This is a genomic window from Streptomyces sp. NPDC020742 (assembly GCF_040641675.1).
In the GTDB taxonomy this organism is placed as follows: Bacteria; Actinomycetota; Actinomycetes; order Streptomycetales; family Streptomycetaceae; genus Streptomyces.
In genome coordinates this window covers 31276-57701 of sequence record NZ_JBFAEA010000018.1, presented here as the reverse complement: position 1 = coordinate 57701, position 26426 = coordinate 31276, and the positions used below count along the sequence as shown (strand labels likewise).

General features: G+C 72.5%; 19 protein-coding genes. 7 read left to right on the top strand and 12 right to left on the bottom strand.

Features of this window, described 5'->3' with window-relative positions:
• Positions 1–752 precede the first annotated feature (752 nt).
• Positions 753–1469 (top strand): ABC transporter ATP-binding protein, encoded by a 717-nt coding sequence (locus tag AB0G84_RS26375; RefSeq protein ID WP_361325795.1) that lies wholly within the window; start codon positions 753–755, stop codon positions 1467–1469.
• A gap of 11 nt (positions 1470–1480) precedes the next feature.
• On the top strand, positions 1481–4033 hold the full coding sequence (locus AB0G84_RS26370) for an FtsX-like permease family protein (protein WP_361325593.1): 2553 nt from the start codon (positions 1481–1483) through the stop codon (positions 4031–4033).
• Positions 4034–4224: 191 nt separating this feature from the next.
• On the opposite strand, the gene AB0G84_RS26365 is transcribed toward AB0G84_RS26370, so the two are convergent.
• From AB0G84_RS26365 to AB0G84_RS26345, 5 genes are all read right to left on the bottom strand, one after another.
• A complete protein-coding gene (locus AB0G84_RS26365; protein WP_361325590.1) occupies positions 4225–5949 on the bottom strand; it encodes a DnaJ C-terminal domain-containing protein in 1725 nt (574 codons plus the stop codon).
• A 4-nt stretch (positions 5950–5953) separates the two neighbouring features.
• Positions 5954–6388, bottom strand: a complete 435-nt coding sequence (locus AB0G84_RS26360; RefSeq protein WP_361325587.1) for a hypothetical protein — start codon at positions 6386–6388, stop codon at positions 5954–5956.
• Positions 6389–6848: 460 nt separating this feature from the next.
• Positions 6849–7310: a MarR family transcriptional regulator gene (locus AB0G84_RS26355; RefSeq protein WP_361325584.1), complete on the bottom strand. Its 462-nt coding sequence runs from the start codon at positions 7308–7310 to the stop codon at positions 6849–6851.
• A 459-nt stretch (positions 7311–7769) separates the two neighbouring features.
• Complete coding sequence (locus tag AB0G84_RS26350; protein WP_361325583.1) at positions 7770–8573, bottom strand: VOC family protein; 804 nt, start codon at positions 8571–8573, stop codon at positions 7770–7772.
• A 770-nt stretch (positions 8574–9343) separates the two neighbouring features.
• The gene (locus tag AB0G84_RS26345; RefSeq protein ID WP_361325580.1) at positions 9344–10471 is read right to left on the bottom strand and encodes an acyl-CoA dehydrogenase family protein; all 1128 of its coding nucleotides are present in this window, start codon (positions 10469–10471) and stop codon (positions 9344–9346) included.
• Positions 10472–10646: 175 nt separating this feature from the next.
• Between AB0G84_RS26345 and AB0G84_RS26340 the strand changes: the two genes are divergently transcribed.
• Both AB0G84_RS26340 and AB0G84_RS26335 read left to right on the top strand, forming a co-directional pair.
• On the top strand, positions 10647–12257 hold the full coding sequence (locus AB0G84_RS26340) for an AMP-binding protein (protein ID WP_361325578.1): 1611 nt from the start codon (positions 10647–10649) through the stop codon (positions 12255–12257).
• A gap of 4 nt (positions 12258–12261) precedes the next feature.
• Positions 12262–13110, top strand: coding sequence for a PaaX family transcriptional regulator C-terminal domain-containing protein (locus AB0G84_RS26335; RefSeq protein ID WP_361325575.1), 849 nt, complete (start codon positions 12262–12264; stop codon positions 13108–13110).
• Positions 13111–13127: 17 nt separating this feature from the next.
• Here the strand turns inward: AB0G84_RS26335 and AB0G84_RS26330 are convergent, their stop codons facing one another.
• Positions 13128–13853 carry an HAD family hydrolase gene (locus tag AB0G84_RS26330; protein WP_361325573.1) on the bottom strand — a complete coding sequence of 242 codons (726 nt, stop codon included), beginning with the start codon at positions 13851–13853 and terminating at the stop codon, positions 13128–13130.
• Positions 13854–14381: 528 nt separating this feature from the next.
• Between AB0G84_RS26330 and AB0G84_RS26325 the strand changes: the two genes are divergently transcribed.
• Complete coding sequence (locus AB0G84_RS26325; RefSeq protein WP_361325570.1) at positions 14382–15017, top strand: TetR/AcrR family transcriptional regulator; 636 nt, start codon at positions 14382–14384, stop codon at positions 15015–15017.
• A 41-nt stretch (positions 15018–15058) separates the two neighbouring features.
• On the opposite strand, the gene AB0G84_RS26320 is transcribed toward AB0G84_RS26325, so the two are convergent.
• Entirely contained in the window at positions 15059–16087 is a 1029-nt protein-coding gene (locus tag AB0G84_RS26320; RefSeq protein ID WP_361325567.1) for an NADP-dependent oxidoreductase, read from the bottom strand.
• Between the two features lie 153 nt (positions 16088–16240).
• On the opposite strand from AB0G84_RS26320, the gene AB0G84_RS26315 reads away from it, so the two are divergent.
• Positions 16241–16858 (top strand): ScbR family autoregulator-binding transcription factor, encoded by a 618-nt coding sequence (locus tag AB0G84_RS26315; RefSeq protein WP_361325564.1) that lies wholly within the window; start codon positions 16241–16243, stop codon positions 16856–16858.
• Between the two features lie 244 nt (positions 16859–17102).
• Positions 17103–17999: a ScbA/BarX family gamma-butyrolactone biosynthesis protein gene (locus AB0G84_RS26310; RefSeq protein ID WP_361325561.1), complete on the top strand. Its 897-nt coding sequence runs from the start codon at positions 17103–17105 to the stop codon at positions 17997–17999.
• A 71-nt stretch (positions 18000–18070) separates the two neighbouring features.
• Here AB0G84_RS26310 and AB0G84_RS26305 read toward each other — a convergent pair whose 3' ends face one another.
• From AB0G84_RS26305 to AB0G84_RS26285, 5 genes are all read right to left on the bottom strand, one after another.
• Positions 18071–20392: a bifunctional salicylyl-CoA 5-hydroxylase/oxidoreductase gene (locus tag AB0G84_RS26305; protein ID WP_361325792.1), complete on the bottom strand. Its 2322-nt coding sequence runs from the start codon at positions 20390–20392 to the stop codon at positions 18071–18073.
• Positions 20393–20394: 2 nt separating this feature from the next.
• Positions 20395–21222 (bottom strand): enoyl-CoA hydratase family protein, encoded by an 828-nt coding sequence (locus tag AB0G84_RS26300; RefSeq protein WP_361325558.1) that lies wholly within the window; start codon positions 21220–21222, stop codon positions 20395–20397.
• Positions 21223–21938: 716 nt separating this feature from the next.
• Positions 21939–23426 carry an amino acid permease gene (locus AB0G84_RS26295; protein WP_361325555.1) on the bottom strand — a complete coding sequence of 496 codons (1488 nt, stop codon included), beginning with the start codon at positions 23424–23426 and terminating at the stop codon, positions 21939–21941.
• Positions 23427–23829: 403 nt separating this feature from the next.
• A complete protein-coding gene (gene argF / locus AB0G84_RS26290; RefSeq protein ID WP_361325552.1) occupies positions 23830–24834 on the bottom strand; it encodes an ornithine carbamoyltransferase in 1005 nt (334 codons plus the stop codon).
• Positions 24835–24989: 155 nt separating this feature from the next.
• Entirely contained in the window at positions 24990–26225 is a 1236-nt protein-coding gene (locus AB0G84_RS26285) for an arginine deiminase (protein WP_361325549.1), read from the bottom strand.
• Between the last annotated feature and the right edge of the window lie 201 nt (positions 26226–26426).

The following is a 26426-nucleotide window of genomic DNA, read 5'->3' as shown; positions in this document are numbered from 1 at the left end:
TAGGGTGGATCGCTATGCCGGAGTCTCACCCGTTGCTGGGGATGTTTCTCAACGCTGCCGACGGGCATTTCCCGCCCGCAGAGGGCCAGGTGACCGTGCTACCGCCCCTGCCGGGCGGGTTGGAGTGCTCGGTCGCCTTCACTGGGCACGCCGTCATCGCCACCGCCTTGCCCGCTTCTGAGATCCAGGCCCAGAGACTCGACGGCTATGGAGCCTCCTTGGCTCCCGACTTTCTGCGGTACCTAGCGGGGCGCGAGGGCTGGATCGACGGTGTCGACGCCGTGCTCGTCGCGCGTGGTGTGTCCGCTCCTCCGTGCCTGCCGCAGCGCCTTGAAGTCGATGACCACCCTCGTGTCTGTCGTGCCCGGGCCTTGCGCACCGGTGTCCGCGTCACTGCTGGGAAGCGAGGTCGTAGTCCGTCCCAAACGGCCCGCACCAGGGGCGGCCGATGCTCCCTCCTCGTCATGAGGAGCGACGTCTCAGCGAGTCGGGGTCCGCGTCCTGGCGAACCTTCCCGCGGATGACGTTGGAGCAGGTCAGCGGCCTGCTCGCCCAGCTGGGAACCGGTCATGGTGGAGCTGGCTCCACCCTCCATAGGGGAGACAGCTCGGTCGCCCGGCATATCGCGTTCCCCTACGTTGATGCCGCTGGCAAACGGGAGGGGACGGAGCATGGCACCGGTCGGGCGCCGGTCCGCGGTCACCGCGGATCAGGGAGCGGCGGCATCGGACTGTTCGGTGGAGGCGGCCGCCATGCGGCTGGTGTCCGTCACCAAGACGTACGGTTCGGGGGAAGCCGCCGTCACCGCACTCAACGATGTCTCCTTCACCGTCCCCCGCGGTTCGTTCACCGCGGTGATGGGGCCGTCCGGCTCCGGCAAGAGCACCTTGCTGCACTGCCTCGCCGGACTGGACCGGCCGACGTCCGGCCAGGTCTTCCTCGGTGACACCGAGTTGAGCTCACTGAAGGAGGCCGCGCTGACGTCCGTGCGCCGCGAGCGGATCGGCTATGTGTTCCAGGCGTACAACCTGATCTCGTCGCTGACCGTGGAGCAGAACATCACGCTCGTACCGCGCCTGGCCGGCAAGGCCGTTGACCAGGGCTGGCTGCGGGAGGTCCTGGAGCACGTCGGGATGAGCCGGTACGCGGACCGCCGCCCGAATCAGCTCTCCGGCGGTCAGCAGCAGCGCGTGGCCATCGCCCGCGCCCTGGTCACCCGGCCGGACGCGGTGCTCGCCGACGAGCCGACGGGCGCGCTGGACACCCGCAGCGGCCAGGAAGTGCTGCGCCTGTTCCGGCACATCGTCGACGGGACCGGCCAGACCGTCCTGATGGTGACGCATGACCCGGTGGCCGCCTCGTACGCCGACTCCGCCGTCTTCCTGGCGGACGGCCGGCTGGCGGGGCAGCTGGCCCGGCCGACCCCGGAGCAGGTGGCCGACCGTATGACGCACCTCGGCAACCGGTAGGGCGGGCCGTCATGTTCGACCTCGCGTGGAGCACGGTCAGGAACCGCAAGGGCGGCTTTGTGGCTGCCTTCATCGCCGTCTTCTTCGGGTCGGCCCTGGTCACGGCGTGTGGCGTACTGCTGATGTCCGGGCTGCTGTCCGGTGTCCCGCCCGAGCGGTACGCGGGCGCGGCCGTCATGGTCGGCGGCGACCAGACCAAGGAGGTCAAGGAGGATTTCGACCCGTACTTCGCCGAGCGGGTCACCCTCCCCGCGGACCTGGCCGGAAGGGTCGCCAAGGTGCCCGGCGTCAAGACGGCCGTCGGCGACCGCACGGTGGGCATCAGCCTCGCCGACGCCCGCGGTCGTACGGTCGCACTCGACCGGCCGCTGTACGGGCACGGTTGGGCCTCCGCCGCACTGGCGCCGTTCGCCCTGGCCGAAGGGCACGCGCCACGGGGCGCCCGCGAGACCGTGCTGGACCGGGACCTGGCCCGGCGGACCGGACTCGCGGTGGGTTCGCGAGCGCGACTGGTGGTGGGGACGACGTCCACCACCTACACGGTCACTGGTCTGGTTGCGCCGCCGCCCGGCGGGCTGAAGCGCCAGTCGGCGGCCTTTTTCACCGACGCGCAGGCGGCGAAGCTCTCCCGACGTCCGGACCGGATCACCGCGCTCGGTGTACTCGCCGAGCCCGGCACCGGTGCCGGCGCGCTCGCCGGCCGGATCGAGAAGGCCCTGGCCGGCTCCGGCGTCCCGGTGTCCGTCTCCACCGGCACGCACGTCGGTGACCTGGAATTCCTCGACATGGGACAGTCGCGGGGCTTTCTGATCGCGCTGTCCGCGTCCTTCGGCGGCACCGCGCTGGCCGTCGTGATCTTCGTGGTCTCCTCGACCCTGGGTCTCGCGATCCACCAGCGGCGCCGCGAACTCGCCATGCTGCGCGCGATCGCGGCCTCGCCCCGCCAGATCCACCAGCTGATCGGCGGCGAGGTCCTCCTGGTCTCGGTGACGGCCGCCGTGCTGGGCACCGCTCCCGGCTACCTGATGGCCGGCCGTCTCCGGGATGCCTTCGCCGCCGTCGGCGCCCTGCCCGCCGACTTCGAGCTGTCGTACCACCCGGCCCCGGCCGTTGCCGCGGCCCTGCTGTGCGTGCTCGGTGCTCGGCTCGCCGGCGTCATCGCCGCCTGGCGCACCGCGCGGATCCAGCCGGTGGAGGCGCTGCGTGAGTCTGAGGTCGAGCCGCCGGCGCTGGGTCGGGTGCGGAGGAACGTCGGCCGGGCGCTGATCGTGATCGGTGTCGCGGTGGCGGTCGCGCTGCCGATGGCGATCCCCGGTGAGCCGGCCCTCGCGGGCGCCGCCGGTTCCCTGCTGCTCCTGATGGTCGGCTGCGCCCTGCTCGGCCCCCAGCTGGTGAAGATCACGATCGGGGTGATGAGTCCGGTGCTGCGGTGGTCGCGGGTGAGCGGCCATCTGGCCCTCGCCAACTCCCGCGCCAACGCGCGGCGGCTCAGTGCCGCCGTCGTCCCACTGGCGCTCGGTGCCGCCATGGCGCTGATCCAGCTCTCCACCCTGTCCACGGTGCAGGCCACCGCCGAGCAGCAGGCCGCGACGGGGGTCGTGGCGGACTACGTCCTCACCAGCGACGGGACCGGGCTCTCCCCCGAACTGGCCGCCACGGTGCGCGGCGTCCACGGTGTCGGCACCGCCACCCCCGTGGTGCGCTCCCAGGTGATGCTGAACTACCTGGAGATCGACAAGAGGACCACCCGGCCCTTCAGCGCCCAGGGCCTCGACCCGCACCGCCTCGACCGTACGCTCGACCTCGACGTACGGCAGGGCAGCCTGGACGCGCTGCGCGGTGACACCGTCGCGCTCAGCTGGATGGCGGCCGGCACCGCGGGCCTCGGCGTCGGCGATACCGCGGATATGGACCTCGGTGACGGAACTCCCAGGAAACTGAAGGTCGTTGCGGTGTACGGCAACGGCCTGGGCTTCGGCGATGTGACCCTCCCCTACCCGCTCCTCTCCGCGCACACCACGAGCCGTCTCGACACCGCACTCCTGGTCAGGGCCTCCGGCGATGACACGCCCGTACGGCCGGCGCTGGAAGCGCTCGCCCGGCGGACGCCGACCCTCCAGGTGCGGGACTCGGACGAGTTCGCCGCCGCACAACAGGGCGGGTTCGTCCAACAGTCGACGATCAACCTGATCGCGAATGGGATGCTGCTGCTCTACGTCCTGATCGCGGTGGTGAACACGCTGGTGATGGCGACGAGGGCGCGCGGCAGAGAGTTCGGCATGCTGCGGCTGATCGGCACCAGCGAGCGGCAGGTGCGGCGGATGATGTTCATGGAGTCCTGGGTGGTGGTGGTCACGGCCGTCGTGGCCGGCGTGGTCATCGCGGTACCGCCCACCATCGGCACCAGTCTGGCCATGACCGGGCAGGCCGTCCCGCATCTGGTCCCGGCGGTCTGGCTCGGCGTCGCCGGCTTCATCGCGGTGCTGGGCCGGCTGTCGATCGGCATCGCCACCCGTTCGGCGCTGCGCTCCCGGCCCGTCGACGCGGTGTACACGGGTGAGTAGCCGGGCCCGACCGTCCGTCTTCTGTCGCTGCAACCGATGTGCTGCGCATACGGGGAGGCTCCGCCTCCTCCTTCAGCTGCCGGTCGAGGTAGGTGACCTGCGGCGACCTGGCGGGGAGCGCGGTGGTTCAGCGGTCATGACGTTCACCAGTTATGGCGTTCACCGGTCAGGGCGTTCACCAGTTATGGCGTTCACCGGCCCTTCCTGGAACCGTCGTTGTCGTCCTCGATGTCGAGGTGGAGGAACAGGTCGCCGCGGCCCTCGTCGTGGAGGTGCCGGGTGCCGTACCCGGCGAGCCGCAAGGTCTGGCCGGAGCGCAGGCCCGCGGGGATCCGGACGGACTTGGGGCCGTCGAGGGTGGGCACCTCGATCCCTCCGCCGCGGAGCGCGATGGTGCGCGGGATGCGCCGGGTGAGATGGAGGTCGTCGCCCTGACGGGTCAGGTCGGGGTGCGGGAGTTCGATGACCTCGAGGTAGAGGTCCGCGGGCGGGCCGCCGCCCGGCCCCACCTCCCCTTCGCCGGCGAACTGGATGCGGGTGCCGTGCTCGACGCCGCCCGGCACCTTGACGGTGAGGATGCGCCGGACGCGCACCCGGCCGCCGCCCTGGCAGAGGCGGCAGGGCGAAGAGATGCGTACCCCGCTCCCCTGACAGCGAGGGCAGTCCCGCGCGGCGCCGTTCGGGGCGGCCGGGCCGGAGGTGCCGGTGCCGTCGCACTGGCTGCACCACGACACCCGGCTGACGGCGGTGGCGCCGGCGCCCTGGCACCGGTCGCAGACCGCAGCGGTGTCGAGCGTGAGGTCCCTGCTCGTGCCCAGCGCCGTCTCGACCAGCGGGAACTCCACTCTGATCATGGCGTCCAGGCCCCGCCGGGCGCGCTGTCGTGGCGGGGCGGCCGGGGCGTCCGCTGCGGCGCGTGCTCCCCCGTCCTCGCCGTTGAACGCGTCCTTGAGCCGGGTGAACAGGCCCTGCGGCGGGGCAGAGGCGGGTTCGGTGGGCGGTGGTGAGGCCGGGCGCAGGCTCTCGGGCGCCGGCTCCGGCTCCGGCGCCGGCTCCGATGGTGGGACCTCGGCAGACGGTGACGGGGGTCCGGCGGCTGGTGGCGGGGCCTCCGTAGCCGATGGTGGGGGTTCGGCAGCCGGTCGGGGCGTGCGGGCGGCCCGGACGGGGGCGACGTGGGCCAGGGTGACGCGGTACTCCAGATCGGCCCACATAAGGGGACGCTGCCGGGCTCCGCTGCGGTGCAGGTGCTCGTAGACGTAGTCGTAGAGCTCGGTGACGGTGATCCGGCCGTCCCCGTCGGCGTCCGCGTCACCGCTGCGCAGGCCCTCGATCAACGCGCCGGTGAAACGGGAGGGCTGCGGTGCGGTGGCCTCCAGGTGGTCGCCCTCCCAGGCGTACTCCGTGCGGTTGGTGGCGGTGAGGATTGCACGGCCGTGACCGGCCAGCTCCTCCTGCACCTGGACGTAGTCGTCACCCTTGACACCGGGGAGGAAGGCACCGCTGTAACAGCAGTCCAGCAGGACGACGATGGTGCGGGCCCGGCAGCGGGCCATCTGGTCGTGCAGGAAGACGGCGGGGACCGCGGTGGAGGCGGGGAGGTCCTTGTCGGTGTCCTGCGCGGCGAAGTACAGCAGGCCCTCGTCGTCCTTGATGCCGTGGCAGGACAGGTGGAGCAGCAGCAGATCGTCCCGGCCACGGTGGCGGAAGAACTGCTCCAGCGCGCGCTTGACCTCATAGGACCTGGCGTCCACCAACTGCTCTGCCTGGAAGCCCCCGATGGCCGGATCGCGGAGGACGGCGGCCAGGCCCTCGCAGTCCTGGCGTGGTGAGCGCAGCGGTTTCAGTGCCGGGCTCTGGTACGTGCCGGTGGCGATCAGCAGTGCGTCCCTGCGGCCGGCCTGGAAACCGGACACCGGCTCACTCCTCGGACTGTGGAGTTCCGGCGGTCCCCTCGGACAGTGGAATTCCGGCGGGGGCGGACCGCGCCCTCACGAACGCGTCGATCAGCCGCCGCTGGTCCTCGGCGGAAGCATGGCCCAACTCGATGGATCCGCCGTCGAACTCCACCTTGACGCTGCGCAGCGGGCGGTTGCGCAGCCAGGTGTCGACCAGTTGGAGGACCTGGCGGACGAGCAGCGGTGCGGCGGTGACGACGAGCGCGCCCACCGCGACGGCCTCGCCGGGCTTGGCACCCTCCGGCGGAGCCTCCGCCCCGCGGGCCAACTGCACGTCCTCGACGTCCAGTTCCAGCAGCGCCCGGCGCAACTGCGCGGCGAGTGACTGGAGTTCCTCCGCATCGGTGTCCGACGCACCGGCAAGATCGAGGGTCAGCCTGCTGACACCGGTGTTCATCCCGCCCCCTGTTCACACCTGGAGCGGTCAGTCTATGCGGCGGTGGGGGCAGCCGGGCCAGGAATGGAACGAAGAGCTCAGGAGGAGCAGCGGGTGGGAGGGGCATGGGGGGAGGGGCATGGGAGGAGTGGCGAAGGGACGCGGTGGCGCTTGGTGGCGCCGCGCACCGACGGTTACGCTCGTGGGCGTGTTGGCCCTCCCCTTTTCCCCCGATGCCGGCCGTGCGGTGCGCGCGGTCCGGTTCGGCGTGGCCACACTCCGTCGGGGCCGCACGGCGCGGGCGCGTCGACCGCACGGCCTGAGGTGGATCACCAGAGTCCGGTGACGACCGGAAACGTGCCTGGTGATCAATCGACTCAAGCGCCACCGCGCGGTGGCAACGAGATACGGCAGGCTTGCCGTTCGCTACGAGGCGACCGTGTTGGTCGCGGCCATCAACGAATGGCTGTGACCAGCACCTTCACAACAGTCCCTGGGCGAGGTTGTCAGTGACGCGCTGGAGCACGGAGACCGCAGTCGCGTACTCCTCCTCCGTGATGTCGCCGAGGAGCTCCGCGCGCACCCGGTCCATGTGTTCCTTTGCCGTCGCCAGGCCCTCGCGGCCCTGCTCCGTGAGGGTCAGCCGGCCGTCCGCGCCGATGTCGAGCCAGCCCCGGTGTACGAGGGCGTCGGCGGCGTGGACCATCACCTGGGTGCCCATGCCGTAGGGCACGGCCAAGGCGCGGATCTCCTCCCTGGTGAGGCCGTGCTCGGCCCGGACGATGTTGTTGAGCGCCCACCACTGGGGCTGGGCCATGTCGATGCGTGCCAGGGCGGCCTGTGAGTGCCGCAGGATCGCCTCGGTGGCGCCCCAGGCGACCAGGGCGATGGGCCGCTGGCCGAGCGTGGTGGTGCCATTCTGCGGGGTACTTACGGTCGTCATGCTCGCTAAGCTAGGACCTCAAGTGCGGTTGAGGTCAAGACTGGTTCAGATCATCATGGCTGCGACGGTGCAGCGCCAGTGGGTGAACATGCGGGGATATCGCCGGGGGTCTCCTGCATTTTCGCGATGGCTTTCCGTTCAGCCGCGAGTCGTTCGCACTTCTGGCGGGATCAAGGCAACGATCCCGGTTCCGGCGGACCGAGTCCGCAACCGTCAGAAGCTCCTGCGCGGTGGCGCTGCCTCGATGAGATGCGAGCAACTTGCCGTGCGTCAGTCGCAGTCCTCAACGAGCGGCTGTGACCAGCACTTTCGCAACAGACCCTAGTACTGCGGCGCGTTAGCACTGCGGCTCGTCTTGCTGCGCCTGTCGTACTGCGCGCGTCGCACTGCGACCGTCGGCCGACCAACGACGACGCCACGGCCCACCGCATACGTGAGCACGCCGGACGGTGCTGGTGCTCACTCCGCCCCCTCGGGGGTGAGCACCACGAACTCCGCCCCGGCCGGGTCGTTGCAGACCGCCAGGCGGCCGACGCCCTCGGCGGTCTCCGGACCCATCGACAGGGTGCCGCCGTTGCCGGTCACCAGGCCGACGGCGGCATCGCAGTCCCGGGCCCCGAACACCGGGTGCCAGTACGGCGTGCCGTTGGGTCCGAGCAGATCGGCGGGGACGCCCATGAGGCCGCCGTGCATCCGTTCCTCACCGCAGTTGGCGGGGTGGAGGAGGGTGTACGTGCCACCACCGCCGGGGAGCGGTATGTCCCGGGTACCCCAGCCGAACACCGCTCGGTAGAAGGCCAGGGCGGCGGCCGCGTCAGTGGTGTAGAGCTCCATCCAGCCCAGGCTGCCCGGTCCGTCCGTAGCCTCCAGCCCCGGGTAGCGGTCCGGCTGCCAGACCGCGAACTCGGCGCCCTGGGGGTCGGCGAGACGGGCGAACCTGCCGTCGTTCGCCCCGACCGTCTTCGGCGCCGAGCGGACCGCGCCGCCCGCCTGCTCCACCGCCTTGACCGTGGCGTCCGCGTCCGGGGTGTGGAAGTACAGCGTCCAGGCGGAGCGTCCGCCGGCGCCCTCGGGGAGCGGCCCCACCGCACCGACCGCCTTTCCGTCGAGCCGGAAGAGGGTGTAGCCGCCCGCGCCCTGGTCGCCGTACGGCTCCGCCTGCCAGCCGAACACGGCGCGGTAGAAGCCCGCCGCGACCTCGACATCGGGGGTACCGAGATCGAGCCAGCACGGAGAGCCGGGTACGAAGTCAGTAGTGATCATGGCGAGTCCCTTCGCGCTCCTCGTGGTTTCAGCCTGACACCCACCACTGACACTCGCCCGTCGGCCACCGCCCAGACGGCATGCGGTATCTGCGCTTCCCCTTCTCGCCGACGGCCAGGCGGCCCCTCCCCGCCCCCGCCGACACGCCTTGGCCTGACGCGCGCTCGTCAAGCCCCGGCCCGGCCGCCCCGCGGCCACCGACCGTCCGTCTCGGGGGAACGCCCTGAGACGTCACTGTGTCCGCACGGTCACCGTCTGCGCACTGGTGGTGGTCGCCCTGACCGGAGTCCGGCACGGGCCTGGCGGAGGGTGCAGCCACAGCTCCCGTCACATGTCCGGTGCCCGCCTCGGCTCTGGGCAGCTCTCCTCGCTCCAGGTACCGGCGGACCGGCGGACCGGACCCGGCCCACCGCCCACCGGCGCCGTCGTCAGGGAACCCGACGAACCAGACGGGCAGGCGCCCGACGGGCGGGGCACCGCCGCCGGCCGGTGCGCGCTGGGCCGGGCCGGGAAGTCCCCTCGCTGAGCGCTCCCACCCCTGACGACCAAGCCCGCTCACGTTCAAGCCGCTTGCCCACACGAGCCGTTCACGCACCAGCCGTTCACGCACCAGCCGCCCGCGCCCAGCCGCCCGCGCGTAGGCCCTCGTGCTCGCGCCCTCGCGCTCGCACTCGCGCCCTCACGGTCGCACCCCGCCGCCACCAACCAGCCCCGTCGAAAACCCCGTCGGAGCCCGTCCAATACCAAACCTCACGGGAGCCCAGGACGCCTCAGCGCCGGTACAGCTCCTTGGCGATGATCGAGCGCTGGACCTCGGTGGCGCCCTCGTAGATGCGCGGCGCGCGGACTTCCCGGTAGAGGTGCTCCAGGAGGTGGCCCCGGCGCAGCGCACGGGCGCCGTGGATCTGGACCGCGGCATCGACGACGTACTGGGCGGTCTCGGTCGCCAGCAGCTTGGCCATGGCGGAGCGGCGGGCGATGTCCGGGGCCCCGGTGTCGTACGCGGAGGCCGCCGCATAGACCAGCAGCCGGGCGGACTCGACCCGGGTGGCCATCTCGGCGAGCTGGTGCCCCACGGACTGCAGGTCCTTGAGCGGGCCGCCGAACGCGGTGCGCGCGCCCGCGTGCGCCAGCGCCGCGTCCAGCGCGGCCTGCGCCATTCCCACCGCGAAGGCGCCCACGCTGGGCCGGAAGAGGTTGAGCGTAGCCATCGCGACGGCGAACCCGCCGTCCACCTCGCCCAGCACATCCGCCCTGGTCACGGGCGTGCCGTCGAAGACCAGCGTGCCGATGGGGTGGGGGCTGAGCATATCCAGGTGGGTGCCGGTCTGGCCCGGCCGCCCGGTGGGCACGAGGAAGGCGGTGACGCCCCGGGCGCCGGCCCCACCGCCGGTGCGGGCGAAGACGGTGGCGAAGTCGGCCTCCGGGGCGTTGGAGATCCAGCACTTCTCCCCGGTCAGCCGCCAGCCGTCCGCTCCGTCCGGTTCGGCGGCCAGGGAGAGCGCGGCGGCGTCCGAGCCCGCGTCCGGCTCGCTCAGCGCGAAGGCCGCCACCGCGCGGCCGGCGGCGACCTCGGGCAGCCAGCGGGCGCGCTGCTCCCGCGTCCCCGACTGCACGACCGGGTAGGCCCCCAGCCCCTGGAGCGCCAGCGCGGTCTCCGCCTCCGTGCACTCCTGGGCCAGCGACTCCCGCAGCAGGCACAGATCGAGGGCGCGCAGCGGCCCCTCGGCGGGGAACAGGCGGCGCAGCAGGTCCAGTTCGCCGAGCGCGGCGACCAGCGGGCGGTTGATCCGACCCGCCACCCCCTGCGCGGCGAGCGGCCGCAGCCGTTCGGCCGTCATGGTGCGCAGTTCGGCGCACCATTCCCGCTCCTTCGGTCCCAGCGCGAATACGGTCACGAGGCGGCTCCCTGGTGGCGGTTGCTCTATCGCGGTCTGTTGACTGCCGTCACGAACACGTTACGCTGACGACGGATCCACACGGCAGTCCTCGAACCCCGTCGACCGGTCCCGGCCGGCCGTACGAGCAGCCAACCGAGCCGGCCACCCGGCCGCCCTAGGGGGCGCAACCGCCATGGAGCTACGGTCCTCGGCCCACACCGACACCTTCGCGCGCGACCGGCTGCCGCCTCCCGAGCAGTGGCCGCACCTCACCGACCTGGGCTACCCCGACCACCTGAACTGCGGCGCCGAGCTGCTCGACGGCACCATCGCCCGGCTCGGCTGCGCGGACCGGCCCGCGCTGCGCGACACGGACGGGCCGGTGTGGACCTACGCCCAGCTACGCGACCAGGTCGATGCGATCGCGCACGCGCTCACCGGCCGGCTGGGGGTGTGTCCGGGCAACCGCGTCCTGCTGCGCGGCCCCACCTCGCCCTGGCTCGCCGCCTGCTGGCTGGCCGTGATGAAGGCGGGTGCGGTGGCGGTGACCGTCCTGGCCACCCAGCGGCCCGAGGAGCTGAGCACGATCTGCGAGATCGCCCGGGTGGGGTTCGCGCTGTGCGACGTCCGCTCGGTCGACGGCCTCGCCGAGGCCGCTGTCCCGGGGCTGCGGATCACCCCGTACGGCGGGGACGGCCCGGACGATCTGCGGCAGCTCGCCCGGCCCGGGGGCGCACCGTACCCCGCGGTACCGACCGCGGCGGACGATGTCGCACTGATCGCCTTCACCTCGGGCACCACCGGCCGCCCCAAGGGCTGCCTGCACTTCCACCGCGATGTGCTCGCCATCGCGGACACCTTCTCCGCGCAGGTGCTGCGGCCCACTCCTGACGATGTGTTCGCCGGCAGCCCGCCGCTCGGCTTCACCTTCGGCCTCGGCGGGCTGGTGATCTTCCCGCTGCGGGCCGGGGCCTCGTCCCTGCTGGCCGACTGGGGCGGGCCGGAGCGGCTGCTCGGCGACATCGCCGCCCACCGGATCTCGGTGCTGTTCACCGCGCCGACCGCGTACCGGGCGATGCTGCCCAAGCTCGCCGGCCACGACGTCTCCTCCCTGCGCCGCTGCGTCTCGGCCGGCGAGAACCTGCCCGCAGCGACCTGGCGGTCCTGGTACGGCGCGACCGGCCTGCGGATCATCAACGGCATAGGTGCCACCGAGTTGCTGCACATCTTCATCGCGGCCGCCGACGAGGCGATCCGGCCGGGGACGACGGGGCTGCCGGTGCCGGGTTTCCAAGCCCGAGTGGTGGGCGCGGACGGGGAGCCGCTGCCGGACGGCGAGCCGGGACTGCTGGCCGTCCGGGGGCCGACCGGGTGCCGTTATCTGGCGGACGACCGACAGACGCAGTACGTCCGGGGCGGCTGGAACCTCACCGGGGACACCTACGTCCGGGAGCCCGGCGGCTACTTCCGCTATGTCGCCCGCGCGGACGACATGATCATCTCGGCCGGCTACAACATCGCCGGACCGGAGGTGGAGGACGCACTGCTGCGGCACCCGGACGTGACCGAGGCGGCGGTGGTGGGGCGACCCGACGAGGACCGCGGGCACGTGGTCGTCGCCCATGTCGTGCTGCGCCCCGGCGTCGACGGGGGAGCCGGCACCGTTGCCGCGCTGCGCGCCTTCACCAAGACCCGGATCGCGCCCTACAAGTGCCCGCGCGAGTTCGTCTTCCACACCGCCCTGCCGCGCACCCCGACCGGCAAGCTCCAGCGCTTCCGCCTGCGCACGCCCGATCTAGAGTGACCAGGTGACCGACCAGCAGACGCAGCGCACCCCCCGGTCCCTGATCGTCACCTTCTACGGCGCCTACGGGCGCGGCGGGACGGACGGGGGCGGGGCGGCCGGCCCCGTGCCGGTGGCCGCCCTGATCCGGCTGCTCGGGGTGCTCGGGGTGGACCCGCCGTCGGTGCGCTCCGCAGTCTCCCGGCTCAAGCGGCGCGGTCTGCTGGACCCCGCCCGGACGGCGGCCGGTGCCGCGGCGTACGCACTCTCCGACGCCGCCCGCCAGTTGCTGGAGGACGGCGACCGCCGGATCTTCACCCGCCCGGCCGCGCGGCTCTCCGACGGCTGGGTACTGGCCGTCTTCTCCGTCCCCGAGGAGGAGCGGCACAAGCGGCACCTGCTGCGCTCGCGGTTGGCCCGGCTCGGCTTCGGCACCGCGGCACCGGGCGTGTGGATCGCCCCCGCACCGCTGTACGAGGAGACCCGACACACCCTGGAGCGGCTCCAACTGGACCCGTACGTCGATCTGTTCACCGGTACGCACACCGGGTTCGCGCCGACCGCGGACGCGGTGGCGCGCTGGTGGGACCTGGAGGCCATCGCCGCACAGCACCGCGCCTTCCTGGCGGAGCAGGAGCCGGTCCTGCGCCGCTGGTCACGGCGGCGCACCGTACCGCCCGAGGCGGCCTACCACGACTACCTGCTGGCGCTGGACGCCTGGCGCCGGCTGCCGTACGCGGATCCCGGGCTGCCCTCTCCCCTCCTGCCCGAGGACTGGCCGGGAGGGCGCGCGGCGGAGGTGTTCGGCCGGCTGCACGGCACCCTGCGGGACGCCGGAGCACGTTATGTGCACGAGCTGACGACCGGGGCATGAGGCCGCCCGGCCACCCCTCAGCGGCGGCGGGCCTGGGCGCCCACGGTGACGGGCGGGCGGTGCCCGACGGGCGGGCGGTGCGCGGCGCCCCCGGCGCGCGGCCGGGCGGCGGCGATCACGGAGACCACGTCCTTGAAGGAGCCGCACATCCGGGTGCCGGCGACCGCGGCCAGTTCACCGAAGGTGCCGGAGCCGTAGGTGACCGCGACCGGCTCCATGCGCGCGGTGACCGCCATCCGCATGTCCCCCACCGTGTCCCCCACATAGGCGCTCTGCCAGGGCGCGACGCCCAGCCGGCCGGCCGCCCGCAGCACCATCTCCGGGTGTGGCTTGCCGCGCCGGACCATGTCCTGGCCGACGACCGGGCCGACCAGGTCGCGGATGCCCATCACATCCAGCAGCGCCTCGGCGCTACGGGTGCTCTTGGACGTGGCGACGGCCAGCTCGACGCCGTGTGCGCGGAGCGCGGAGAGGCCCGCGGTCACCCCGGGGAACAGCAGCTGCGGTCCCTGGCACAGGACTTCGTAGGAGAACAGCTCGCGGTAACGGGAGATGGCAGTCTGCACCCGGGCGTCGTCCTCGGGCTTGCCCAGCAGCCGGCCGAAGGCGGGGCCGGGCGGCTTGCCGATGGCCGCGACGGCCTGCCGGGTGGTGACCGAACACCCCTGCTCCGAGGCCACCTTGACCAGCAGCTTGCTGATCGCCGGGAGGGTGTTGGCGAGGGTGCCGTCCAGGTCGAACACGGCGGCCCTGATCGTCTCGCCTCCGGCGCCCCGTGCGCCTCTCACGGGACGTTCGCCGACTTCCGTTGCTACGCGCATGGCTGGAGACCTTTCCGGATTCCGATGGGGGGTGCGGTTTCGGGTGACGTTGCTGGCTCGGCGGGGTCGGGCGGCCTGCGGTCGGCGATGGGGAAGGCAGAGGCGGTCTCGCCAGGGCGCACCACCGTCCTGGGGCGGCGCGCGACCGTCGCGGCGGCTGCAACGAAAGGGAGCGTCCCGTTTACCGCCTTCCGAGATTTAAAAACCGCCTGCGCTGTTTGTCAATGTGCCGTTGTCACATCCTGACGGGTCGACAACACCTCGCCCCAGAGGGAAACTGGTGGCGCACCACCCCCAGTGGCACCGAACACCCCGCGCGAGTGACCACATTGGCTTCACGCCAGGGCGCACCGGTTCCGGTCATTCCTTCCGAGAATACCGAACCGCATGGTTGGTTTTCTATGTAAACTGCAATCAGCTCGCAGCCGTACTAGAGACGGGACGGACACCGTGCCCACCCAGCATCGCGCCATCCAGAGCCGCCAGGCACTCATCCGATCGGCCGCAGAGACCTTCCTGGAGAAGGGGGTTCCCGCCGCAGGCATGGTCGAGATCAGCCGGCGGGCCCGCCTGAGCAAAGGAGCCCTCTACTTCCACTTCGCGTCCAAGGACGAACTCACCCTCGCGGTGCGGGACGCCGCGCTCGCCGCACTGGAGGAGATCGAGGACGCCTTCACCCGCTCCCCCAAGCCGCTGGCCACCGCCGTACAGGACTTCGCGGTGGAGCTGTTCGACCGGGTGCGGTCGGACGCGGTGCTGCGCGCCGGTCTGCGGCTGCGTCCGGAGACCGCGCCGGGCCTGGGCATCTACGCCCTGGAGCAGCGCTGGTACGCGCTCTTCCTCGACAAGGCGGTGACCTGTGGGACGGGCGGGCTGGGCGGACCGGCGGCAGGCGCACCGGACACCGAACCGCGGCGCACCGCACAGCTGTTGACCTCGATCGTGGTGGGCCTGCTGCACCTGGGCGGCGAGGACAACACGTGGTGGGAGCAGGAGTCGGTGGTCGGCCTGTGGTCGCTGCTGCCCACCGGGCGCTTCCCGGCCCCCGCCTGCCCGGCACCGGCGCAGCTGCCCGCCGCCGGCTGACCTGACCGCCCGCCGCAGGCCCCCGCACGGCCGCGGGCGGTTCACAGCGCCACCAGTACCGCCCCGATGTGACGCCCCTGCGTGAGTTCGCACAGCGCCCGCGGCGCCTGCTCAATCCCCTGCAGCAGGGCGTGCGGGAAGACCAGGGAGCCGTTCCGCAGGCCCCGGGCGAACTCCGCCGTCCACTCCTGCGGCAGATCCGGGTGCGCATGCAGGCCGAAGCCGCGCAGCGCCACCCGCCGCGTGATGATCAGCCCCGCGTCCAGCTCCACCGGCGCGGCCACTCCGCCGTTGCCGCCCAGTTGGCTGGAGAGCGCACCGACCAGCGCGAACCGCGCATCGGGGCGGGCCACCGCCAGTGCCGCGCAGAGCTGTTCGCCGCCCACGGTGTCCAGCAGGACGTCGATGCCGTCGGGGGCGGCCCGGCGCAGCTGCCGCTCGATCGGGCCGGCGCCGCGCACCACTGTGTCGTCGTACCCGAGCTCGGCGCGCAGCCGGGCGGCCTTGTCCGCCGTACCGGTGCTGCCCACGATGCGGCCGGCGCCCAGCCGCCGGGCGATCTGCCCGGCCAGGCTGCCCACCCCGCCCGCCGCGCCGGTGATGAACACCGTGTCCCCCGGCCGCACTTCGGCCGCTCGGCGCAGCGCGCCCCAGGCGGTCGCCCCCTGAGAGAGGTGTGCGGCCGGCGTGGGCAGCGCGTCCGGGGCGAGCCGGCGGACCCGCTCCACCTCGACGGCCGCGAACTCCCGCCATCCGCAGGGGTGGTGGACGAGGTCGCCCGGGGTGAAGCCGCCGTCGGGCGCCTCCACCACCTCGCCGACGGCCGAGCCCCACAGCGCCTTGCCCGGTACGAAGGAGGGCATCGGCAGCGGGACCCCGGTCATCTGGGTCCGCATCGCCGCGGTCACCGCCATCACCCGGGTGCGCACCAGCACCTGACCGGGTCCGGGCCGGGGAACGGGCACCTCGGCGATGACGAAGTGGCGTGCGGTCAGTTCGCCGTCGGGGCGGGCCGCGAGCCGGACCTCGCGCTGCACGGCGGGCGGGACGGGGGCGTCGGTGACGGACATCGGGTGGCAGCTCCTCGCACTCGTGAATGCGCGGGACGCGCAGGGTCAATACCGCATGGTTGGCTTCTTCATGATGCGCAAATAGACTGCGCGGCCACGACGGCGGGCCGCACTCAGGTGCAACAACTCCAAAAAGCACATGGAGGATGATCGGTGGTCAAGCAGGAACGCGCTCTGCGCACCCGGCGTGCCGTCCTCGAAGCTGCTGCTCATGTGATCGGTACCCGCGGCTACCAGGCCGCCACGATGGCCGAGATCATCCAGCGCGCCGGGGTGACCAAGGGGGCCGTGTACTTCCACTTCACGTCCAAGGACGCACTGGCCCGTGCGGTCATAACGGAACAGACCGATCCGTTCCTGCCCCGGGTCAGCGACTCCCGACTGCAGGACGCGATCGACTTCACCCACCGGGTGGCGCTGGCCCTGCGCAGCGACCCGATGCTGCAGGCAGGCACCCGGATCGCGGTGGAGACGACCTTCAGCGAGGAGCCCCTGGTCCCCTATCAGGCCTGGACCGACATCATCAGCACGCTGTTCGCCGAGGCCAGGGGCAACGGCGAGCTGCTGCCGGGCGTGGCGCCGGACCGGGCGGCCGAGTTCTTCGTCGCCGCCTATATGGGCGTCCAGTTGTTCTCGCGGGCCGCGACCAACCGCGCCGACCTCCCGGAGCGCGTCACGGCCCTGTGGAAGCACACCCTGCCGGGGCTCGCCTCCCCCGGCGCGATAAGCCACCTCGATCCGCACGGCCGCACCGCGCAGCTCTCCGCCTGAACCGCCGGACGGCGTTCACCCCCCTTCCCACGAGCAGGAACGCCCCTGGGGCACTAGAAAACAAACCACATGGTCCGTATCTTGGTGCCGCAGGGCCGCGGCAGCGAGGCTCAGCCGACCAGGGCGCTGAGAGCCGCACGTCAGAAAGGCAATACCTATGGCCAGCGCCACCCTCATGCCGTCCTCACGTGATCGGCGTCACGAGGGAAAAGGCCGGTTCGCCGACGGAAACCGACCCTCCGCTTTGACCACGACCGTGCCCCGGGAGTACGTCCACCGCACCGCCGTGTCCGAGGTGTTCCTGACCAACTGGCGGCGCGCCGCCGACGGCTGGGTGGTGAGCGCCCAGTGGCCGCGCGCCCATAGTTTCTACGGCCCGGTGGACGGGCTGCACGACCCCCTCTTACTGATCGAGACCATGCGGCAGGCCGGGATATTACTCAGCCACGTCGCGCACCGCGTCCCCCTCGACCACCCCATCATCTGGCAGCGGATCCGCTACGACCTCGCCCCGCAGGCGCTGTACGCCGCGGAGGAGCCGGCCGAGGTGGAACTGCACATCACCGACCACGACATGGTCCACCGCGGACGGCGGCTGATCAGCGCTCGCGAGCGGTTCCGCATCCTGCGCGACGGCGCCGTCCTGGCCACGGCGGCCCTCGACTACTCCTCTCACAGCCCGGCGGTCTACCGCCGGCTGCGCGGCAAGTACAGCGATCCGATCCTCGCCAACTCCCGGCGGCTGCCGCTGCCCGAGCCGGTCACCGCGCATCTGGTCGGCCGGGACCGCGACCGCGATGTGGTGCTCTCCCCCACCGATCGGCCGGACCGCTGGCAGCTGCGGGTGGACACCGCCCACCCGGTGCTCTTCGACCACCCCGTCGACCACGCGCCCGGCATGCTGATGCTCGAGGCCGCCCGGCAGGCGGCCCGGGCCGCGATGACCGCACCGACCCTCCCGGTGTCGATGGACTGCCGCTTCGAGCGCTACGCCGAACTCGACGCCCCCTGCTGGGTGCATACCTACCCCGCGGGGGCCGCCCCGGACGTCGCCGACGACGGCCGCCGGCTCCGGGTCTCCGTGGAGCAGCACGGCAAACCGGTGATCACCGCCGACATCACCAGCGCGCCGGCTCCCTGACGGCGCCGCGGTGAGCCGCCCTTCGGCTCACCGCCCCTCAACGGCCCCGCCCCGCTGCCTGCGCCTCCCCGTCATCGCAGCGTGAGGCGGGGCTTCGGCGCGTCCGTACGCCCGGTGGGCGGGGTGCGGCTGCCCGCCTGGTAGGGCAGCGGCCAGGGTGCGCCCGGGCCCTGGTACCCCTGATCGGCGGCGGCGTGCAGGGTCCAGTGCGGGTCGTACAGGTGCGGCCGGGCCAGTGCGCACAGGTCCGTACGGCCCGCCAGCACCAGGGAGTTGACGTCGTCCCAGGAGGAGATGGCGCCCACCGCGATGACCGGTATGCCGAGGGTGTTGCGGATCCGGTCGGCGAACGGCGTCTGGTAGGAGCGGCCGAAATCCGGGCGCTCGTCGGCGACGACCTGCCCGGTGGAGACGTCGATGGCGTCGGCGCCGTGCGCGGCGAAGGCCGCTGCGATCGCCACCGCGTCCTCGGCGGTGGTGCCGCCGTCGGCCCAGTCGGTGGCGGAGATGCGGACGGTCATCGGCCGGTCGTCCGGCCATGCCTCGCGGACCGTGTCGAAGACCTCCAGGGGGAAGCGGAGGCGGCGGCTGAGGGATCCCCCGTAGGCGTCGGTGCGGTGGTTGGTCAGCGGGGAGAGGAAGCCGGACAGCAGATAGCCGTGGGCGCAGTGCAGTTCCAGCAGGTCGAAGCCACCTCGGGCGGCGCGGCGCGCGGCGTCGCCGAACTGCCGGCGGATCTCGCCGAGTCCGTCCGCTGACAGCTCCTGGGGACGCTGACTGCCGGGCTTGTACGGGAGGGGGGAGGCGGCGACCAGCGGCCAGTTGCCGTCGTCCAGCGGTTCGTCGATGCCCTCCCACATCAGCTTGGTGGAGCCCTTGCGGCCGGCGTGGCCCAGCTGGAGCCCGATCGCGGTGCCGGGAGCCTGGGCGTGCACGAAGTCGGTGACCCGGCGCCAGGCGTCGGCCTGCGCCTCGGTCCACAGGCCGGCGCAGCCCGGGGTGATCCGGCCCTGTTCGCTGACGCAGACCATCTCGGTCATGACCAGACCCGCCCCGCCCAGCGCCCGGGCGCCCAGGTGGACGAGGTGGAAGTCGCCGGGGACGCCGTCGGTCGCGGAGTACATGTCCATGGGGGAGACGACCACCCGGTTGCGCAGGGTCAGTCCGCCCAGCCGGAAGGGGGTGAACATCGGCGGGGTGCCGTCCGGGGTGCCCGCCTCGTCCTCGACCGCGGCGACGAACCCGGAGTCGCGCAGCCGCAGGTTGTCATGGGTGACCCGGCGGCTGCGGGTGAGGAGGTTGAAGGCGAACTGGCGGGGCGGCTGGTCGATGTAGGTGGCCAGCTCCTCGAACCACGCCAGGCTGGCGTGGGCGGCGCGCTGGGTGGAGGCGACGACGGGCCGGCGCTCCGCCTCGTACGCGGCCAGTGCGGCGTCGATCCCGGGCTGCTCCTGGAGGCAGGCGGCGAGCGCCAGGGCGTCCTCGACGGCGAGCTTGGTGCCGGAGCCGATGGAGAAGTGCGCGGTGTGCGCGGCGTCGCCGAGCAGCACGGTGTTGCCGTGCGACCAGCGGTCGTTGACGACGGTGCGAAAGGCGGTCCAGCTGGAGTTGTTGGAGCGCAGGGGCCGGCCGCCCAGCCCGTCGGCGAAGGTCTTGGCGCACCATTCGGCGGACTCGCGCTCGTCGGCGCGGTCGAGCCCGGCGGCCCGCCAGACCTCCTCCCGCATCTCGACGATGACGGTGCTGGCGCCGTCCGGGAGGAGCCGCCCGGCGGCGGGCCCGTCCGCGGAGAGGTGCCCGGGCGACGGACCGGCGTAGGGGTAGGCGTGCAGCTGGACGACGCCGTGGGCGGTCTCGGCGATCTCGAAGCGGAAGGCGTCCAGGGCGAAGTCGGCGGCGAGCCAGATGTAGCGGCAGCGGTGGGTGGTGAGCGCGGGGCCGAAGGCGTCGGCGTGCGCGGTGCGGGTGGCGCTGTGCACGCCGTCCGCGGCGATCACCAGGTCGTGGGTGCGGGCGAGTTCGGCGGCGGGCGGCGCCTCGGTGCGGAAGCGCAGCGCGATGCCGAGGTCGCGGCAGCGCCGGTGCAGGACGCTCAGCAGCCGGCGCCGGCCGAGCGCCGCGAAGCCGTGTCCGCCGGAGGTGAGGGTGCGGCTCCGGTGGACGATGTCGATGTCGTCCCAGCGGACGAACTCCTGCTGGAGTGCGCGGTAGACCTCCGGGTCGGCGTGTTCGATGCCGCCGAGGGTCTCGTCGGAGAGCACCACACCGAAGCCGAAGGTGTCCTCCGGGGCGTTGCGCTCCCAGACGGTGACCTCACGGGTGGGGTCGAGGCGTTTGAGGAGGGCGGCGGCGTAGAGGCCGCCCGGCCCTCCGCCGATGACGGCGACCCGCATCGCTACTTCCCCTGCCACTTGGGGTTCCGCTTCTCCGTGAAGGCGGCGTGGAACTCCGCGTAGTCGGCGCTGTTCATCAGCAGCGCCTGGGTGGCGGCGTCCATCTCGACGGCGGCGGCGAGCGGCATGTCGAGTTCGGCGGTGAGCAGCGCCTTGGTCTGGGCGTGGGCCAGCGCCGGCCCCTCGGCCAGCCGGCGGGCGAGCGCGGCGGCCGCCTCGTCGGTTCGACCCTCCTCGGCCAACTCGCTGATCAGGCCGAGGCGTTCGGCCTCCGGGGCGCGTACGGCGTCGCCGAGCATCAGCAGCCGGGTGGCGTGACCGAGGCCGATGACGCGGGGCAGCAGATAGGCCGCGCCCATGTCGCCGCCGGACAGCCCGACCCGGGTGAAGAGGAAGGCGAATTTGGCGGAGGGGTCGGCGACCCGGAAGTCGGCGGCCAGGGCCAGCACCGCACCGGCGCCGGCCGCGACCCCGTGCACCGCCGCGATCACCGGGAACGGGCACTCCCGCAGCGCCCGGACGACCTGCCCGGTCATCCGGTTGAAGTCCAGCAGCTGGCCGGTGTCCATGCCCAGGGTGGCGCCGATGATCTCCTCGACATCGCCGCCGGAGCAGAATCCGCGCCCCTGTCCGGCGAGCACCAGGGCGCGTACCGAGCGCTCCCTGGAGAGTTCGGCGAGCAGGTCGCGGAGGTCGGCGTAGGCCTCGAAGGTGAGCGCATTGAGCTTCTCGGGGCGCGCCAGGGTGACGGTGGCGACACCGTCCTGCCTGGTCACGCGGATGTGCTGCCAGGGGTCGGTGCGGTGGGCGGATCCTGTGAACGGGCTCATCGGGCTGCCTGCCCCCTTTGGCGGGTCGGCCGGTGGATGTTCTCCGGATGCCCTTCGAAGCTATCACCGCTTCGTTACCGTCGTCACGAGGACGCGATAGCTCAGCTGGGCGATGTGCGGGTCCGCCGGGGCGATGTGCGGGTCCGCCTTACGGGGCGGGTACGGGACTCGTACCGGGCGGGTACGGGACTCGTACGGACTGAGTGCATGCGCGGTGCGGGCCCGATCGACGCGGGTACGGGGCGGCGTACGGGGCCGGGTTACGGGGCGACATCGGGCCGATCCACGGGGCGGGATACGGGCCGGGGTCCGGGCGGTGCCGGGCCGATCCACGGGCCGGAGTACGGCCCGGGTGCGGGCCGGGCCCCTGCCGAAGGTCCCGCCCACGACGGGACTCAGGTCACCGCGGCCCCGGCCGCTCGCCCCTGCACCGGCCGCTGCGCACTCTCGTCGCCAACGCCCTCAAGCACACCCGAGCCCCCGCCCCCCGTCGGGCTGGTGGTGGCACGCGGGCCGGCCGGCTGCCGGGTGGAGGTGCACGACGGCGATCCGGAGCCCGCCGAGGGGCTCGGCGAGCCGCTCGACGCCGCCGCGGGCGAGGACCACCGGGCCGCGTTGGCCGCTGCCCGTGGCCGTGGCCTGGTGCTGGTCCGCTCGCTCAGCTCCGGATCCGGCTGCCGCCCGACGGCGGACGGCGGACGGCAAGGCAGTCTGGTTCACCCTTCCCGAGCTGCGACGACGGGTACGCCGGCGCTGACCGGGTCCGGGCCGGCTCCGTCCACCGGCTGCCGGGCGGCCGCACCCAGCCGCGAGTGGCGCCGCCCGTAGGCCGCGTAGACCAGGGCGCCGGCCACCAGGAAGGCGGCGAACTGCAGCCAGGTCGCCGGGCCCGTCCCGTACATCAGGTAGCCGCAGAAGCCGATGCCGAGGATCGGGCTGACCGGGAAGAGCGGGACGCGGAAGCGGCGCTGCAGGTCGGGGCGGGTGCGCCGGAGCACCAGCACGCTGACGTTGACCACGGCCATGACCGCCAGGGTCCCGATGCTGGTCAGGTTCATCACCACGTCCAGCGGGACGACCGCGGCCGGCACGGCGAACACCGCAGCGACGATCCAGGTGTTGGCGACCGGCGTGGCCGTACGCGGCGAGACCCGCTCGAAGACCCGCGGGACCAGCCCGTCCCGGGACATCGACATCAGGATGCGGGTCTGGCCGTACATCACCGCAAGGACGACGGAGGCGATGGCGACGACCGCGCCGAAGGCGATCACCCCGCCGCCGAGTGCCGAGTGGGTGACGTGGTCGACGATCAGCGACAGCGCGGCCGGCCGGTCGGCGACCTGGTCGGCGGAGAGGGCGCCGATGGCGGCGAGGGCGACCAGGGAGTACAGGACGGTGACCACACCGATGCAGACCATGATCGCGATGGGGATGTTGCGCCGCGGGTTCCGCACCTCTTCACCGGCGGTGGTGATCGCATCGAACCCGATGTAGGAGAAGAAGGCGACCGAGGCGCCCGAGGTGATCCCGGCGATGCTCTGCGGGGCGAACGGCGTGAGGTTGCCGGCCCGGAAGGCGCTGAAGCCGACCGCGCAGAACAGCACCAGGATCGCGAGCTTGAGCACCGCCATCGCGGCGGTGGCGCGGGCGCTCTCGCGGACGCCGCGGACCAGCAGCAGGGCGGCGAGCAGGATCACCACGACGGCCGGGAGGTTGACGATGCCGCCCTCGCCGGGCGGGTTGGAGAGCGCGGCCGGCAGCTGCCAGCCGGTCAGGCTGCCGAGCAGCTCGTTGAGGTACTCGCCCCAGCCGACCGCGACCGCCGAGACCGAGACGCCGTACTCCAGCAGCAGGCACCAGCCGACCAGGAAGGCGGTGCGCTCGCCGAGGGCGGCGTAGGCGTACGAGTACGAGCTTCCGGACACCGGTATCGCGCCGCCCAGCTCAGCGAAGGAGAAGGCGGTGAAGACGCAGGTGACGGCCGCGAGCACAAAGGACACCAGGACGGCCGGGCCGGCCTCGGCCACGGTGTCGGACAGGCCGACGAAGATGCCGGTGCCGACGATGGCGCCGATGCCGAAGCACACGAGCTGGAAGAGCCCCATGCTGCGCCGGAGGCCATGGCCTTCGAGGTCCGCGCCCGATTCGGCGATGAGGACGTCGGGGGACTTGATGCGCAGTCCGCGGGGACCTGAGGGACGCATGCGGGGTGGTTCTCTCTCTGGTGGTGCGAGGCGCGCGGCGGGGGTGGGCCACACGGAAAGCGGGGTCCGGACCGGTGGGCCCGAACCCCGCAAGCGGTTCGATGGTAACCGCGCAGGCCGCATGCTCGCCCGACGCGGCGTATGGCTATGCAGTGTGATATTTCCTACGGCGGACCCGCCGGCGCCGTTCCACGGCCGCGCAGCCCCTACCTCCGCGGCCATCCCTACCTCCGCGGCCATCCCCACGTCCGCGTAGCCCCCACGTCCGCGGCCGGCGCCCTTACCGCCATGCCGCGGACGGCCGCACCACCGGGCGGCTCGCCGCCGGACAGCCACACCCCCGGACACCCGCACCGCCACCGGACGGCCGCGTCCGGTACCCGCGTCCGCGACCGCGGGCAGCTCAGCGGGCGAGCGTCCCGACCAGCACCGCCTTGATCGTGTGCATCCGGTTCTCCGCCTCGTCGAAGACGACGGAGTGCGCGGACTCGAAGACCTCGTCGGTGACCTCCAGCGACGACAGGCCGTGCCGGGCGTGGATCTCCCGGCCGACCGCGGTGCCCAGGTCGTGGTAGGCGGGCAGGCAGTGCAGGAACTTCACCTCCGGCTTCCCGGTGGCCCGCAGCACGTCCATCGTGACCGCGTACGGCGCCAGCAGCGCGATCCGCTCGTCCCAGACCTCCTTGGGCTCCCCCATGGAGACCCAGACGTCGGTGGCGACGAAGTCCGCACTGCGCACGCCCTCGGCGACGTCGGCGGTGAGGGTGATCCGGGCTCCGCTGGCCCCGGCGAGGCGGTGCGCCGCGGCGATCACCGTCTCCTCGGGCCACAGCTCCTCGGGCGCCACGATCCGGACGTCCATCCCGAGCAGGGCACCGGTCACGAGGTAGGAGTTGCCCATGTTGTTGCGGGCATCGCCGAGGTAGGCGAAAGCGGTCTCCTCCAGGGGGCGCCCCTGGCCGTGCTCGATCATGGTGAGCACATCGGCGAGCATCTGCGTCGGGTGCCAGTCATCGGTCAGCCCGTTGAAGACCGGCACCCCGGCGTGCGCCGCCAGCTCCTCGACATCGGCCTGCCGGCTGCCGCGGAACTCGATGCCGTCGAACATCCGGCCCAGCACCCGGGCGGTGTCCCGGACCGACTCCTTGTGCCCGATCTGGGAGCCGGACGGGTCGAGGTAGGTGGTCGAGGCGCCCTGGTCGGCGGCCGCGACTTCGAAGGAGCAGCGCGTCCTGGTCGAGGTCTTCTCGAAGATCAGGGCGATGTTCCGGCCCTGCAGACGCTGGACCTCGGTGCCGGCGCGCTTGGCCGCTTTCAGCTCGGCCGCCAGGTCGATCAGTCGGCGGAACTCCTCGGCGCTGAAGTCCAGCTCCTTGAGGAAGTGGCGGCCCCTGAGGTCTATCGCCATGGGTGGGCTCCTGGTTCGGCGGTCGGGACGGGGTGCGTGCGGCGCACGGCGGCGTACGCACCGGCGCACGCAATGGAAGTCTATACGAGGCACCGTATCTCTATACGAGCTCGGCCCCTCGCACCACTCCGGAGCCCCTCCATCGCACCATGACCTCAGGCTGCCCCGGGCACCGCGTCCCGCGCCACCGGACAGCTCATACAGCGCGGCCCGCCCCGGCCCCGCCCCAGCTCACTGCCCGGGATCGTGATCACCTCGATGCCGCGCTTGCGCAGGAAGGTGTTGGTGGTGACGTTCCGCTCGTAGGCCACCACCACGCCCGGCTCGACCGCCAGCACATTGCAGCCGTCGTCCCACTGCTCCCGCTCGGCGGAGTGCACATCTTGGGTCGCGGTCAGCACCCGGATGTCGGGCAGCCCCAGGGACGCCGCTATGGCGCGGTGCATATGCTCCGGCGGGTGGTCGGTGACCTTGAGGTCCTTGTCGCCCGAGCCCGGCTCGACGGTGTACGAGCGCAGCATGCCGAGCCCCTCGTACTGGGTGAAGGTGTCCCCGTCGATCATGGTCATCACAGTGTCCAGGTGCATGAACGCTCGCCGCTTGGGCATGTCCAGCGCCACGATCGTGCGCGCTGAGCCGGCCGCGAACAGCCCGCGCGCCAACAGCTCCACGGCCTGCGGGGTGGTCCGCTCGCTCATCCCGATCAGCACCGCGCCGCTGCCCAGCACCAGCACGTCGCCGCCCTCGATCGTCGAGGGGAAGTCGGCCTGCCCCTCCGACCAGATGTGGAAGCCGTCGCCGCGGAAGAGCGGGTGGTAGCGGTAGATCGCCTCATAGTGCACGGTCTCGCGCTGCCGGGCCGGCCAGCGCATGGAGTTGATCGACACCCCGTCGTAGATCCAGGCGGAGGTGTCGCGGGTGAAGAGGTGGTTGGGCAGCGGGCCGAGCAGGAAGTCGTCGAGGTCCATGACGTGGAACCGGACCGAGGTCGGTTCGAGGTGACGCTCCAGGAACTCGCGCTTGGTCATGCCGCCGACCAGCGCCTCGACGAGCTCCGGCACCGGCATCTCGTCGAAGGCGGCCCGCAGATGGTCGGTGGCCAGCGGCCCGTACTCCTTCTCGTCGAAGACCCGGTCCAGGACCAGCTCGCGTGCCTCGGGGACCTGCAGGCTCTCGGCCAGCAGGTCCCCGAAGAGGTGTACGTCCACCCCCCGGTCCCGGAGCACATCGGCGAAGCCGTCGTGTTCGGCCCGCGCCCGGCGCACCCACAGCACGTCGTCGAAGAGCAAGGCGTCCTTGTTGGACGGCGTGAGCCGTTTCAGCTCCAGGTCGGGGCGGTGCAGGATGACCCGGCGGAGCCGCCCGGCCTCTGAGTCGACATGGAATCCCATCACCCCATCTTGGCCGCTTCACGGGCTCGGCGGAGGGAGTCGGGCGATCTCGGGTGGAGCGGGTCGCCCCTCACCGGCCGGCGCCGGCCGGCCTCCGGCGCCTCGACGAGCCGGCGAACGGCCGAGCCGCGGGGCTGCCGTGGCGGCCGGCGCACCGCAGGGGAGGTGCCGGTGCGGGCGGCGGCCAGAGGTGATGGAGGG

Excerpts from the sequence above, each read along its gene's own strand:
- AB0G84_RS26375 (WP_361325795.1), top strand. The coding sequence starts at position 753 with ATGCGGCTGGTGTCCGTCACCAAGACGTACGGTTCGGGGGAAGCCGCC.
- AB0G84_RS26370 (WP_361325593.1), top strand. The coding sequence starts at position 1,481 with ATGTTCGACCTCGCGTGGAGCACGGTCAGGAACCGCAAGGGCGGCTTT.
- AB0G84_RS26360 (WP_361325587.1), bottom strand. The coding sequence starts at position 6,388 with ATGAACACCGGTGTCAGCAGGCTGACCCTCGATCTTGCCGGTGCGTCG.
- AB0G84_RS26355 (WP_361325584.1), bottom strand. The coding sequence starts at position 7,310 with ATGACGACCGTAAGTACCCCGCAGAATGGCACCACCACGCTCGGCCAG.
- AB0G84_RS26350 (WP_361325583.1), bottom strand. The coding sequence starts at position 8,573 with ATGATCACTACTGACTTCGTACCCGGCTCTCCGTGCTGGCTCGATCTC.
- AB0G84_RS26340 (WP_361325578.1), top strand. The coding sequence starts at position 10,647 with ATGGAGCTACGGTCCTCGGCCCACACCGACACCTTCGCGCGCGACCGG.
- AB0G84_RS26320 (WP_361325567.1), bottom strand. The coding sequence starts at position 16,087 with ATGTCCGTCACCGACGCCCCCGTCCCGCCCGCCGTGCAGCGCGAGGTC.
- AB0G84_RS26305 (WP_361325792.1), bottom strand. The coding sequence starts at position 20,392 with ATGCGGGTCGCCGTCATCGGCGGAGGGCCGGGCGGCCTCTACGCCGCC.
- AB0G84_RS26300 (WP_361325558.1), bottom strand. The coding sequence starts at position 21,222 with ATGAGCCCGTTCACAGGATCCGCCCACCGCACCGACCCCTGGCAGCAC.
- AB0G84_RS26295 (WP_361325555.1), bottom strand. The coding sequence starts at position 23,426 with ATGCGTCCCTCAGGTCCCCGCGGACTGCGCATCAAGTCCCCCGACGTC.
- argF (WP_361325552.1), bottom strand. The coding sequence starts at position 24,834 with ATGGCGATAGACCTCAGGGGCCGCCACTTCCTCAAGGAGCTGGACTTC.
- AB0G84_RS26285 (WP_361325549.1), bottom strand. The coding sequence starts at position 26,225 with ATGGGATTCCATGTCGACTCAGAGGCCGGGCGGCTCCGCCGGGTCATC.